Below are 13264 nucleotides of genomic sequence, written 5' to 3'. Positions count from 1 at the left end.
GCGTCGGGCAGGGGGACAGTTCCAGTCGTGCTCAATCGTCCTGACCTGCCCGGTTGACCGATGTCATACCTCGCCCCTACGCTTGTGTCATCGAACAAAAGTTCGAATATCGCGATGGTGGGCAACTTCCCGGCCCCCGAGGTGGAGGATGCGCCGTGGGTGACCGGGCTGATGTTGATCTTAGTATCCTGCGTAAGCAGATGGCGGCGTTGTCCGGGCGGGCCGGCCAACGAAACGCGGGTAGTGCCGAGGAGCGGCCGGTCGAGTTATTGGCGGTACCTCAGGTATTGGCTGATCTGTTGCCGCGCAATGGAATCGCGCGCGGATCGGTGATTGCGGCCGATGGTGCCCGGTCGATGATCGTCGCGTTGATCGCCGCTGTCAGCGGTGCGGGCGGCCAGGTCGCGGTAGTGGGTATGCCGCAGTTGAGCATGTTGTCGGCGGTCCAGATGGGGGCGGATCTTTCGTGTATAGCGATAGTGGAAGATCCCGGTCCGGATCCGGTGGAAATCGGCGGAATTCTGCTCGACGGTATGGACTTGGTGGTACTCGGGTTAGGCGGTGTGGCGGTGCCGCCGGCGCGGGCGAAGGTACTTGCCGGGCGCGCGCGTAAGCAGTCGTCGGTGCTGATGGTGACCGGCGGTCGCTGGCCGGGTGCGCAACTGCGATTGAGTGCCCGGGTGGTGGCCTACCGGCAGACCCCGTCAATGCGGCGAGAAGGACCGCGGATTGCCGACCCCGGCTATGGCCGGATTCTCGGATGGCGGTTGCAGATCTGCGTCGAAGGTCGGGGACAACGCCCGATGTCCTCTGAAATCGATTGCAGTTCAAGCGATGCCAATGATGGCTTGGTCCGGATAAGCACGGTCGGGCAGTCTTCCACGGTGCCATTGGCGGTTGCGAACTGATGGGCTGCTCAACTCAACTGCACACAATGTCGGCCGAACCGGCCGTCGGGGCGAGTCGTCGGGTCTTGGCGTTGTGGGCGCCGGACTGGCCAGCCGCTGCCGCTGGTGCCGAATACGATCTGGCGCCACATGAGCCGATCGCGGTGTTGCGAGCCAATCGGGTGGCAGCGTGTTCGGCGTCGGCCCGACGGCAGGGCGTACGGCGTGGCATGAGTAAACGGCAAGCCCAGGCCAACTGCCCGCAACTCGTCGTCGCCGACGACGATATGCATCGTGATGGCAGGCTCTTCGAACCGGTGGTCGCAGCGGTGGCACAGCTTGTACCGAATGTCGAGGTTCTGCGGCCCGGACTGTGTGTACTGCCGGTCTCGGCCGGTGTGCGTTACTTCGGCTCGGTTGAGGTGCTCGCCGAAGCACTCGTCGATGCGGTGTCCGCGTTAGGAGTCGAGTCGTCGGTCGGAGTGGCCGACGAGATGTTCACCGCGGTACTGGCCGCCCGGCAGGGGATCTTTGTGCCCGCCGACACCGACGCGGACTTCCTGGCCGGACGCCCGATCGGCGAGCTGATGATCGAGCCGAGCCTGTGTGGTGAACGACGCGCCGAGCTCGTTGAATTGTTGTGGCATTTGGGGGTACGCAGCATCGGTGCGTTCGCGGCGCTGACGTCGACCGATGTGGCTACCCGATTCGACGACGATGCGGTGCTCGCGCATCGGCAAGCGCGGGCCAATCCCTCCAGGCCACCGTCGGGACAGCCGTTACTGACTGATCTGACTGTCGAACACAGCTGTGATCCACCGATCGAGCGGATCGATGCCGCAGCCTTTCTCGGTCGCCGGTTGGCCGAGGAACTCCATCGGGGTCTGTCGGCTGCCGCGGTTGCCTGTACCCGGCTCGCCGTACATGCGATAACTGAACGTGGACAAGAACATTCGAGAATTTGGCGATGTGCGCAGCCGCTGACCGCTGACGCAACCGCCGATCGGATCCGGTGGCAACTGGAGGGGTGGCTGACCGCTGCTGCCGGCCGTGGCGGGGGTATCGAGAAGCCCGATTCGCCGATCGTCACGATCATCCTGGAGCCGGTCGAGGTGGCCTCAGCCGGGGCATTGCAGTATGAGTTCACCGGAGACCGGGAGATGGCCGAGCGGGCTCGTCGCGCGTTGGCGCGCGTGCAGGGGCTGCTCGGTGGAGATTCGGTGCGACTCCCCGTGCGAAGTGGTGGTCGCGGTCCGGCGGAGCAGGTGACCATGGTCGCCCTCGGCGATGAGCTGCAACCTACCACCGATCCCGCCGCGCCCTGGCCGGGGCGATTGCCGGAGCCGGCACCTGCGGTGACTCTCACCGATGTCCAGGTGCGGCTCGTCGACGCCGAGGCGGATCCGGTCACCGTTACCCCGCGGGGCGCGTTTAGCGCCGAACCTACTCAACTTCTGCTGAACAGGCGAACTTATACGGTGAGCTGGTGGGCCGGACCGTGGCCGTCGGGGTTGGATTCCGATGACGCTGTGCAAGCGAGATCTCAAGTGCTGCTGGATGATTCACGAGCTTTGTTGCTGCTGTACCGGTTGGGGCAATGGTGGGTCGAGGGTGTGTATGAGTGATGCGCCCGCATCGCACACCCCGCATTTTCGATCATTTCCCTGCGTCGAAAAGTACTGGGAATGATCGAAAGCGCGAGGTGTGCAGGCGATCAGGACTTAGCCGCTCTCGATTCACCGATCAAGAGATATTCCTGGTGGAGCAGTCGGTTCGTCAGCTTCGGTGTGAAGTGATGGCCGAAGTCGACCAGATGTCCCAGGGAGGAACTGATTCGACGTGGTCGTTTCACGATGCCGCGCAGTACGCGGCTGGCGGCTTTGTCCGCACTCCAGACGCCTGGGGCTGCTCCGTACGCCTCGGTCGGGGCAATCATCTTGGTCCGGGTCAGCGGGAGTCGCACATTGGTGAAAGTGACATGGCTGGAAAGGGTTTCGGCTGCGGTCGAGTCGCTGAAGGCTTCCAATGCGGCCTTCGACGCAGCATAGGCGCCGAACCGTGGACCATGTGTCTGCACGGCGATCGAGGTCACGTTGACGACATGGCCGCTCTGCCGCGCGACCATATGCGGTAGCAGGGCGAGCGTCAGGTAGACCGCGCCGAAGTAGTTGACCGCCATTGTGCGCTGGTAGTCGTGCTGGCGGTCGACCGAGTGGATGGTGGACCGCCGAATGGAGCGGCCGGCATTGTTGACCAGAACATCCACCCGACCATGTTCGGCGAGAACGGTTTTCACCAGAGCCGCGACATCGTGTTCGTCGGTGATATCGCAGCGATAGGAAGACACTCGGCCCGGAGGAATTCCGGGTTTGGTTGCCGCTGAGTTCAATTGAGCGGTGGCCTCGGCAAGATCGCCATCGCTGCGAGCGACGATGATGACATTGGCGCCGCGCTGCACGCACATTCGAGCGGTGGCCTTGCCGATGCCGGATGAGCCACCGGTGATCAAGACGTTCTTGCCGATCAATTCGCCGCGTCGGTCGGTGCGTCGATGCCGAGCGGGGTCGAGGTTGCTCGCCCAGTAGGTCCACAATCGGGGGCCATATTCGGTGAGATCGGGCAATCGCACGCCAAGGCTGCGCAGGACGGAGACGCTGGCATCGGCGCTGAAATCAACACGGAATGCCAAGGTGTCCAACACAATGGGCGGAATTCCTTGCTGCTTGGCGACCAGATTGCGGCCGATGCCAAGTGGTCCAACCTTCGACAATGTCATCGCGGCATCGGTAATTCGATAGGGAACCACGCTGCGGCCGCGTGGGCCGTTGAACGCTGGCGCTAGTGCGTTATACATTCCGGTGATTGACCGCGGCTCCGGGTCGCTGAGATGAAATGTCAGTCCCGACTCCTCGGGACGATGATCGAGCAGAGCGACGATCGCGTCGGCCACATAGTCGACCGGAACCATATTCGTCCGGCCAAAGTTGGCCATCGGCAACGGCAACCACGATGGTAGGTATCCGAGCAATCCCAGCTGGCCGAAGAAGTAGTACGGGCCGTCGATCTTATCCATCTCACCGGTACGGGAATCGCCGACGACGACAGACGGCCGATACACCCGCCACGAAAGTCCGGGTTGATCCCGGACCAACCGCTCGGACTCAAATTTCGTGCGGTGATACGGCGACGGGAATCCTTGGCCCTTCTCGAAATCATCCTCGGTGAACACCCCCGCGTAGTCGCCGGCCACCGCGATCGAGGAGATGTGGTGCAGCATCGCGCCGCGAGAGAGGGCGAAGTCGATGACACGCTGCGTGCCTTCGACATTTGCCCGCTGCTGTGAATCGGCGTCGGCGGTCATATCGTAGATGGCGGCGAGATGGACGACGTGGTCGATGGGGGCGTCGAAATCATCGAGACCGAGTCGTGGTGCGGTCAGATCTCCGATGACCGGGATGACCCGATCGGAATGGATCAGTTCGCTAAAGCGGCTCACCGACGACGCGCGGACCAACGCGTAGATTTGAGCGTCGGGCGCGATGTCGAGGATACGGGCGATCACGCGACGGCCGATAAATCCACTGCCACCGGTAATGAAATAGCTGGTCATGAGGGTCACTCCAGGTTTGTCACGGGCAAGTTCGCGCGAAGGCGCAAACATCTGTTACTCAGAGTGACACTTACATTGGCGCATGGCAACGATTTGCGACGGAAAATATTGTGAACCGGAGTCAGCGTGATCCGATGGCGACTGTTGCGCCGAGTTCATGGTCGTCGACGATGCGTGCCCGGAACCCGGTCGAGGCCAGAATCGCTGCGGCCGTCTCCGCCTGCGGATCGCTGATCTCGAAGAGGATGTGACCATCGGGATGGAGCCACCCTCGTGCGGCGTCGATGACCCGTGCCGCGATCCGCAATCCGTCGGGACCGCCGTCGAGGGTGTCGATCGGTTCATAGTCACGAGCCTCGGCCGGCAGCAGTCCGATTTCCCCGCGGGGGACATAGGGCACATTAGCTACGACGACGTCGACCTGCCCGCGCAGCGATGCCGGCAGCGGGGTGAACAGATCACCGACGTAGACCGACGCGGCGGCATGGGCCAGATTGCGTCGTGCGCAGGCTGTCGCGCGTGGATCGATGTCAACCGCGTAGATATGTGCGCCTGGCTTGGCAGCGGCGATCGCGGCGCCGATAGCGCCTGAGCCGCAACACATGTCGACGATGGCAGCGTCGTCGGGAGACAGTGCGATAGCCTGGTCGACCAAGAATTCGGTACGGCGTCGCGGGATGAAGACGCCGGGAGTGACCTCGACTCGCAGTCCATGAAACTCTGCCCATTCGACGACATACTCCAAAGGCTCGCCCGCGCAACGACGTTCGAGCATTGTTGCCAACTCGGCGTCGGAGCGGGCGCAGTCGCGCAAGATAGCTGCCTCTTCTTCGGCGAAGACGCATCCGGCAGAACGTAAGGTGGCGACAAGTGAGTCGTCCGACGCTAAAGGGGAGGCCACGTCTCGACGTTAGTTGGATAACAGGAACTTGTCTTGCAGGTCGGTCGAGGGGTGGCTGCGCGATTGGCGTCCTTCGAACTTGTGTGCTGGAGGATCGGTCAGTGTTGGGCGCGTAGGGCTGCTACCACGGCGTCGAGCGTGGCTTGGGGTGGAGCGCCGAGTAGGTCAGCTGTGGTGAGGTAGTGCACTGCGGCGGCGTGGAGTGCCTGTGCGTCGTGGTTGAGCGATTCGTCGGGTACAGGTGTGGCGGTGACGCGGGTGCCGGCGCCGCGTCGGCTCGCGATGAGTCCAGTTGCCTCCAGTTCGCGGTAGGCGTGTGCTGCGGTTCCGACGGCTATTCCTAGGTCTCGGGCGAGTTGCCGCAGGGGTGGGAGTTTCGCGCCAGCAGGTAGTGCGCCGGAGGCGATGTGGCCGGTGATTTGCTGTCTGATCTGCTCGAATGCGGGGGTGGGGTCGGTGTCATCGATGCGAATGCGTGGTGATGTCATGCGGCTGGGGTTGGGTCGTTCCTCGGCGCCGGGGCGGCAAGGGCGCGGGGTGCGGGTGGTCGGGCGAATGCGACGAGCGCGACGATGACCCCCAGATAGAGCAGGGCGGCGAAGCCTTCGGCGATGTAGGGGACAGTGCCCGATCTGAGCCACCCCAAGCCGACGATTGTGTCGCCATGTGCGCGCAGGTGGTCCACGTAGTCCAGTGAAGCGTTCTTCACGATGGCGGCTACGTCGGCGATAACTCCGGTGGCCGGGATATAGAGCAGGCACAGGGCGCGCACTGCGGTGCCGCTTCGCGACCAACTGTCGCTGCCGGTTAGTGGGTCGATGTCGGGGCGGCGGGTAGTTGCGTGAATGAGTGCTGCGGCGAGGACGGCGGCTGTGATGAAAGTGGTGTAGCTGATCCAGAGGTCGGTGGCGTCGATCGAATACCTTTGGTGGGGAGGGTTATTCGCACTGAGGAGGATGCGTGATCGGCCGATCGGGGAGAGTAGGACGATAGGGCTCAGTGCGGCGAGTGTTCCGACGGTGCCGACCGCGATGAGGATCCACCGAGGTAACAGGGTGCGGATGCCTCGGGGTGCGAGGGTGGCTATTCGAGGGCCCGATGGTCGCGTTGTTCGTTCGGTGATGATCATCGCTATTAGGGGGAGAAGGAAGAGGCCGGGCCACCATAGTGCGCCGAGTGCTACACGCAGGACCTTGATGTCCGGCGGCTGTTCGGAGTCGATCGCGACCGTGATCATTCCGTACAGCAGCGAAGCCGCCATTGCCACGATGGGAATGATGAAGGCAACCTTTAGTCGCCTGCGCATCGTTCGCCGGTAGTTGAGGTAACTCGCTGACTGTGGAGCCGAGTCCGCAGGGATAACGGTTTTGGTCACGACGTAGACGAGGACGCCGATTGCGGCGATCGATAGCAGAAATGGCGACATTCGCTTCTCCTTGTGTCATTAAACTGATACAAGGCTTTCACGCACCGACTGCTTGTGTCAATCAACTAGTTCAAATTCAGCCATCCGTATCAATAAGTTGACACACTAATACGGAAGCATTACCTTGGCCGTATCAATCAGTTGCTACATCGATACATGGAGACATTCACATGGGATTAATCCTGTTCCTGCCAACCGTCCTTGGTATCGCGTCTGCATTTGGACTTGCGCTGCTTTCGCGATCGCGATCCGCGCTTTCCGGTGATCACGTCGTCATCACGAAGGTCTTTCGGCGGTTGATCGGTTGGCGCATCGGGGGATTCGTCGTTGGGATCGCCTTGGCCATAGCGATCCCCTTTGTCGCACTCGGACTCTTAGGGATCGACTCGCCCGAAGTGATTCTGGTCTGGGCGCCTGTTGCTCTCGCGCTCGTATACTTGCTCAGTCTCCTCATCGGCGAGCACGTCGCCTACCGCCCGGCTGCCGGCCAGCATGGCGCCAACCTCGCCGCACGCGTCGCCAGTCGGTACATCACCGTCCGTGGCGTGATTGTCCCGCTAGTCGCCTCCCTGGGCTTCTTTGCGCTGGCGGTCGCAACATTGGCTCTCACCAATGATCGCGGCAGCGTCATGATCACTTGCGCTAGCCCCTACCCGAACGACTATGGCGCAAGCTCACATTCCACTATCGAGCGCTCGACCTCCTGGGCGTGCCTTGGGAGCATCGCTACCGCTGCGATCCTCACCGCTCTTGTGGCGCGCGCCGCGACCAACCGTGCACGACCCGATACCCACGTCTTCGCCGCAGCCGAAGATGACGCCCTGCGGCGCTCGACGATTCGAGCAGCAGTTGGCATCTACACCTCCTTCGCCGCGATCCTGGGAGCGGTGTTCACGCTGGTCCTCGCCGAAGTCCTCACCTCGGACTTCGAACCGTGTGGAGCGCCGAGCTGGTGGAACCCTATTGGCGTCGCACTGTGGTGGTCGCTGATCGCCTGGTTTGCCGTGTACACCTGGGGTGTGGTCCAGATTGTCTCGCGCCCCATCGCCACTCGCATGTCCGCGACTATCGGATGAGTACCGCGGTCACGGTGGACACCACTGACCCCACACCCCCGTACGAGCAGATTCGCCGGCAAATTGCCGCCGCTATCGAGCAAGGTGCGTTCGAGGTTGGAGCGAAACTCCCCTCGGTGCGACAACTCGCCAACGATCTCGGCATCGCCACGGGCACCGTCGCTCGTGCCTACCGCGAACTCGAACACGGCGGACTCATTCACTCCCGGCGTGGGCAGGGGACCACCGTGCTCGCGTCCCCGCGACCAACCGCAGACCTTCTCGAGGAACAGACGCTGGCGTATATCGCCCAAGCTCGGGCCCTCGGTGTCGACGACGATACGATCGTCGCTGCGGTAGCTCGCAGTCTCGGCTAAGCGGCCCATGACCTCACTTAGTGCCGACTGCCGACCTCGTATTTTTCTGCGCTAGCTGGCTTGGCCATGGTCGTGTCCGCCTCCGCAATGGATGCGAACATATGTTCGATATACTTGGTGGGTGGGCTGGCATAATGGACCTCCGACCTGGTCGGAGATGGAGCGAGTGCTCTCCGGTCGAGCGCCATCGGGCGGCCGATCGGGGGAGACGTTCGCGCCGCCCTATCCGGCGGGCTCTGATCGCCTGGCTGATGAGGGTGTTCCCGATGGTGGTGACGGTCCGGCCTGGTCACGTAAGCGCGACGCGTATCACGCGGATGAGTCGATCAAGCGAGTCAGCTCGACAGTTCCGTACGCCGAACTACACGCGCATAGTGCCTACAGTTTTCTCGACGGGGCATCAATGCCCGAGGCGATGGTCGAGGAAGCGCAGCGCCTGGACCTCAAAGCTCTGGCTCTGACCGACCATGACGGTTTCTACGGCATCGTCCGGTTCGCCGAGGCAGCCCGTGAATTCGGCATGCCGACGGTATTCGGTGCGGAACTGTCACTGGAGCATGACGCAGTTCGTACCGGTGTGCACGATCCTTCCGGTGAACATCTGTTGGTTCTGGCCCGCGGGGCCGAGGGGTACCGGCGGTTGTCGCGCACCATCGCCGACGCGCATATGGCCGGGGGAGAGAAGGGGATACTGCGTTACGACGTCGATGCCTTGTCTGATGCCGCGGTCGGGCAATGGCTGATCCTCACCGGTTGCCGCAAGGGCGCGGTGCGTCGGGCGTTGGACCGCGGCGGACCGCCTGCGGCCGGTAAAGCGTTGGGGGAGTTGGTCGATCGATTCGGTTCCGACAACGTCGTCGTTGAACTGACTTCTTATGGTCAGCCTGATGACGATGAGCGCAATGCGGCGCTGGCGGTCCTCGCCGCAGCGTCGGGAGTGCCGACGGTCGCTACCACCGGCGCGCATTTCTCCGGACCACATCGACGACGGCTCGCGATGGCGATGGCCGCGGCGCGTGCCCGAACCGATGTGGACACCATCGCCGGCTGGTTGCCAGCCGTCGGCGGGGCGCATCTGCGGAGCGGCGACGAAATGGCTCGGCTGCTCCTCGCGCACCCCGAAGCCATCGCCAACGCGGTTGATCTGGCCGACGACTGCTCCTTCGAATTAGGTTTGATCGCACCGCAATTGCCGCCATTTAAGGTGCCCGACGGACATACCGAGGCAACCTGGCTGCGCGAATTGACAATGGAGGGTGCGGTGCGCCGGTACGGAGCGCCATCGTCGAATCCCAAGGCGTACAAGCAGATCGAACATGAGCTCACGATTATCGAAGCGTTGAACTTTCCCGGCTATTTCCTCGTGGTGCACGACATCGTCAGCTTTTGTCGCACCAACGACATCCTGTGCCAGGGACGGGGGAGTGCGGCCAATTCGGCGGTCTGTTACGCGTTGGGGGTCACCTCGGTCGATCCGGTGCGTAACAAGCTGCTGTTCGAGCGATTCTTGTCGCCCGAACGCGATGGCCCGCCCGACATCGACGTCGATATCGAGTCGGATCGCCGGGAAGAGGCCATCCAGTTCGTCTACGAAAAATATGGCCGCCGCTACAGCGCGCAGGTGGCCAATGTGATCACCTATCGCCACCGCTCCTGTATCCGCGATATGGCTCGCGCACTCGGATATGCCTCGGGGCAACAGGATGCGTGGAGCAAGACTCCCGAGCAAGCGCCCGACGACGTTAAGCGACTCGCCGGTGAAATAGCCGGACTGCCAAGGCATTTGGGTATTCATTCGGGTGGCATGGTGATCTGCGATCGGCCGATCGCCGACGTCTGTCCGACCGAATGGGCGCGTATGCCGAATCGAAGCGTGCTGCAGTGGGACAAAGATGACTGTGCCGCGATAGGTTTGGTCAAATTCGATCTGCTCGGCCTCGGCATGCTTTCGGCACTGCACTACGCCATCGATCTGCTGGCTGAGCATAAAGGTATCGAGGTGGATCTCGCGAAGATCGATCTCACCGAAGAAGCCGTCTACGACATGCTGTGTAGGGCGGACTCGGTCGGTGTATTCCAGGTGGAATCGCGGGCGCAGATGGCAACGCTGCCGCGGCTGAAACCGCGCAATTTCTACGACCTTGTCGTTGAAGTGGCGCTGATCCGGCCCGGTCCGATCCAGGGTGGGTCGGTGCATCCGTATATTCGCCGTCGCAACGGTGATGAGAAAGTCGACTACGAACATCCGTCGATGCGTAACGCGCTGGAACGGACTCTCGGAGTGCCATTATTCCAGGAACAGTTGATGCAGCTGGCTGTTGACGTCGCCGGGTTCAATCCAACCGAGGCCGATCAATTGCGTCGTGCGATGGGATCGAAACGGTCGCCGGAGAAGATGGAACGGCTTCGAGAACGCTTCTTCGAGGGGATGGCGCAACTGCACGGTATTACCGGAGAACTCGCCGATCGCGTCTTCGAGAAGCTGGCCGCGTTCGCGAATTTCGGCTTCCCGGAGAGCCATTCGCAGAGTTTCGCCTCGCTGGTGTTTTATTCGTCGTGGCTCAAGTTGCATCATCCGGCGGCGTTCTGCGCCGCCTTACTGCGGGCGCAGCCGATGGGTTTCTATTCGCCGCAGTCGTTGGTCGCCGATGCGCGACGGCATGGAGTTACGGTACACCGGCCCGACATCAACCAGTCATTGTCTTGGGCGACACTGGAATCCGAGGGTGCCGAGGTGCGGTTGGGGTTGGCGAGTGTGCGCAGTGTCGGCGATGAGGTTGCGCAACGGATTGTCGATGAACGAACCAGTGGCGGCGAGTATGTCAGCGCCGCGGATCTTTCCCGTCGTGCCGGGTTGACTAAACGCCAATTGGAGGCGCTGGCCACCGCTGGAGCACTCACCCGGTTCGGCGGTACCCGCCGTCAGGCGTTGTGGTCGGCCGGTGCTGCGGCGGCCGACCGTCCCGACCAGTTGCCGTTGGCAGCCGCGACCGTCGCGACGCCACCGATGCTGCCCGGCATGTCTGACATCGAGTTGGCCGGTGCGGATGTCTGGGCGATCGGAGTGACGCCGTCGAGTTATCCGACGCAATTCCTACGCCCGCGGCTCGACGCACTGGGAGTGGTGGTCGCGGACCGGCTGCTGTCGGTGCCCGATGGGGCGCGGATCATCGTCGGGGGAGCGGTCACTCACCGGCAGCGCCCGGCTACGGCGTCGGGAGTGACGTTCATCAATCTTGAAGACGAGACGGGCATGGTGAATGTGGTCTGTTCGGTGGGGTTGTGGTCGCGGTATTCCGAACTCGCGCGCACGGCGACGGCGTTGCTAGTGCGCGGCAAGGTACAGAATGCGCAGGGTGCGGTGACTGTGGTGGCCGATCGTCTACAACGGTTGGATCTGCGGGTAGGGATGCGGTCGAGAGACTGGCATTAGATTAAGCGAGCCAGGGGGCGAGTGACCTCCACCGATCCAGGTTGGCTAGGTGCCGTTGCAGGATGGAGAAGATAGGGTGGGTCCTGCGTGGCGGGCACGGACGAGGTTGGATCAGCGATCCGTCTCAGGGGATACCCCTGGGTTCATGTACAGCATGGCATTGCGTCTCGCGCAACGCGGCACACTTCGTGTGCTCGTTTGCGCGGCCGACGACAAGTTTTGGTCGTTCTGCCCGCCCGCGCCTGACTTGTTGATACGGAGGGCCGATGATCGGCAAGGGATTAGGGGCAGGCGCTCGTTTCACGCCGGACGAGGTACGACGCATGGTTGCCGCAGTAGAGCGGATGGTCGGATCGCAGCGCGACAGTGCATGGGACCACACCGTCTGGATACGACCGGAATTAAGCGGCGCATTGGTCGAAGCGATCGAACCATCAGATGCGGAGGAAGTGGCCCGGCAGATCCTCGAGAAGTTCGCGGTGCCACCGGTGAGATTGCGTTCGGCACTCTCCACGCTGATTGCTGGGATGCCACCGCGACCCCGGATCGTCGAATTCGATGAAATACGTTCAGGAGCACCCGAATTCGGTTTGCCGCCCATCAACGACGTCGACGCGTTGGCTGCCTGGTTGAACATCACCATCGATGAGCTGATGTGGTTCGCCGATCGGGGCGACTGGCTGCGCAAGTCCGTACCTCGGCTTCAGCACTATCGGGTGCGCCGGATTCCCAAGCGGCATGGTGGGTTTCGAGTGATAGAGGCTCCGAAGGAGCGATTGGCAACGCTACAACGGCGGGTCCTCGCCGGGATCTTGAATTTGGTACCGGCCCATCCTGCCGCGCACGGCTTCGTCAAAGGGCGGTCGCCCGAGTCGTTCGCTAGACCGCATTCTTTGCACGACAACGTGATTCGTATCGATCTTAAGCACTGCTTCGAACACGTCACGATCGGACGCGTGCAAACGGTATTCACCGCGATCGGCTATAGCCCCGCCGTGTCGCGTTACCTCGCCGCGATCTGCACCACATCGACCACGCCAGGCGAGTTACCCATCGACGACGTATTTCATGCGGGGCTACTGCGGAATCGCCATGTCCCGCAAGGGGCGCCGACATCACCCGCACTAGTCAATTTGGCGTTGCGCCGCCTCGACTTTCGCGTCGCCGGCTATGCGAAGGCGAACCAGATGAACTACACGCGATACGGGGACGATCTGGCCTTGTCCGGCGACATGACCATGGGCCGTGCGCTGTGGGTGGTGAGTCAAGTCATCGCCGATGAGGGTTTCACCATCCACCCGGATAAGGTCCGGGTGATGGGCGATCACCAGCGTCAGCAGCTAACCGGCCTCGTTGTCAACGAGCGGCCACGCTCAAGGCGATCCGAATACGATGCGCTCAAAGCGTTGCTGCACAATGCGACTCGAACCGGTGCAGCCGCACAGAACCACAGCGAGCGCGGTGATTTCCGGGCGTACGTGTACGGCCGCATTGGCTGGGTCGCTACCGGGTCAGACATTCGGCGTCAGAAGTTGTTGGCGTTGGCAGCGCAGGTCGACTGGGATAACTGATCGT

10 protein-coding genes are annotated in these 13264 nt (G+C 62.4%); 6 read left to right on the top strand and 4 right to left on the bottom strand.

Annotation, left to right across the window (positions count from 1 at the left end):
* Positions 1-155: 155 nt before the first annotated feature.
* Both AAFP29_RS15500 and AAFP29_RS15495 read left to right on the top strand, forming a co-directional pair.
* Positions 156-908 carry a hypothetical protein gene (locus AAFP29_RS15500; protein ID WP_419218291.1) on the top strand — a complete coding sequence of 251 codons (753 nt, stop codon included), beginning with the start codon at positions 156-158 and terminating at the stop codon, positions 906-908.
* Between the two features lie 26 nt (positions 909-934).
* Entirely contained in the window at positions 935-2512 is a 1578-nt protein-coding gene (locus AAFP29_RS15495; protein ID WP_419218290.1) for a DNA polymerase Y family protein, read from the top strand.
* Between the two features lie 89 nt (positions 2513-2601).
* Here the strand turns inward: AAFP29_RS15495 and AAFP29_RS15490 are convergent, their stop codons facing one another.
* The 4 genes from AAFP29_RS15490 to AAFP29_RS15475 all read right to left on the bottom strand — a co-directional run bounded on the left by AAFP29_RS15490 (position 2602) and on the right by AAFP29_RS15475 (position 6824).
* Complete coding sequence (locus AAFP29_RS15490; protein WP_419218289.1) at positions 2602-4497, bottom strand: SDR family oxidoreductase; 1896 nt, start codon at positions 4495-4497, stop codon at positions 2602-2604.
* A gap of 121 nt (positions 4498-4618) precedes the next feature.
* Positions 4619-5398, bottom strand: coding sequence for a putative protein N(5)-glutamine methyltransferase (locus AAFP29_RS15485; RefSeq protein WP_419218288.1), 780 nt, complete (start codon positions 5396-5398; stop codon positions 4619-4621).
* 98 nt (positions 5399-5496) lie between these two features.
* Positions 5497-5886, bottom strand: a complete 390-nt coding sequence (locus AAFP29_RS15480) for a GntR family transcriptional regulator (protein WP_419218287.1) — start codon at positions 5884-5886, stop codon at positions 5497-5499.
* On the bottom strand, positions 5883-6824 hold the full coding sequence (locus AAFP29_RS15475; RefSeq protein ID WP_419218286.1) for a hypothetical protein: 942 nt from the start codon (positions 6822-6824) through the stop codon (positions 5883-5885). The genes AAFP29_RS15480 and AAFP29_RS15475 overlap by 4 nt, the downstream gene beginning before the upstream one ends.
* A 170-nt stretch (positions 6825-6994) precedes the next feature.
* Here AAFP29_RS15475 and AAFP29_RS15470 point away from each other — a divergent pair, with 170 nt between their 5' ends.
* The 4 genes from AAFP29_RS15470 to AAFP29_RS15455 all read left to right on the top strand — a co-directional run bounded on the left by AAFP29_RS15470 (position 6995) and on the right by AAFP29_RS15455 (position 13260).
* Positions 6995-7900: a hypothetical protein gene (locus AAFP29_RS15470; protein WP_419218285.1), complete on the top strand. Its 906-nt coding sequence runs from the start codon at positions 6995-6997 to the stop codon at positions 7898-7900.
* 14 nt (positions 7901-7914) lie between these two features.
* Entirely contained in the window at positions 7915-8256 is a 342-nt protein-coding gene (locus AAFP29_RS15465) for a GntR family transcriptional regulator (RefSeq protein WP_419218284.1), read from the top strand.
* A gap of 121 nt (positions 8257-8377) precedes the next feature.
* The gene (locus AAFP29_RS15460) at positions 8378-11689 is read left to right on the top strand and encodes an error-prone DNA polymerase (protein WP_419218283.1); all 3312 of its coding nucleotides are present in this window, start codon (positions 8378-8380) and stop codon (positions 11687-11689) included.
* A gap of 323 nt (positions 11690-12012) precedes the next feature.
* Positions 12013-13260, top strand: a complete 1248-nt coding sequence (locus tag AAFP29_RS15455; RefSeq protein ID WP_419218282.1) for a reverse transcriptase family protein — start codon at positions 12013-12015, stop codon at positions 13258-13260.
* Positions 13261-13264 lie beyond the last annotated feature (4 nt).

Origin of the sequence: Gordonia sp. CPCC 205333, assembly GCF_048537885.1 — a bacterium.
In the GTDB taxonomy this organism is placed as follows: Bacteria; Actinomycetota; Actinomycetes; order Mycobacteriales; family Mycobacteriaceae; genus Gordonia.
This window is presented reverse-complemented; position numbering and strand designations above follow the sequence as displayed.

Bases quoted from the DNA above. Each gene is read 5' to 3' on its own strand.
- AAFP29_RS15490 (WP_419218289.1), bottom strand. From the start codon at position 4,497: ATGACCAGCTATTTCATTACCGGTGGCAGTGGATTTATCGGCCGTCGC.
- AAFP29_RS15455 (WP_419218282.1), top strand. From the start codon at position 12,013: ATGGTTGCCGCAGTAGAGCGGATGGTCGGATCGCAGCGCGACAGTGCA.
- AAFP29_RS15495 (WP_419218290.1), top strand. From the start codon at position 935: ATGTCGGCCGAACCGGCCGTCGGGGCGAGTCGTCGGGTCTTGGCGTTG.
- AAFP29_RS15475 (WP_419218286.1), bottom strand. From the start codon at position 6,824: ATGTCGCCATTTCTGCTATCGATCGCCGCAATCGGCGTCCTCGTCTAC.
- AAFP29_RS15480 (WP_419218287.1), bottom strand. From the start codon at position 5,886: ATGACATCACCACGCATTCGCATCGATGACACCGACCCCACCCCCGCA.
- AAFP29_RS15470 (WP_419218285.1), top strand. From the start codon at position 6,995: ATGGGATTAATCCTGTTCCTGCCAACCGTCCTTGGTATCGCGTCTGCA.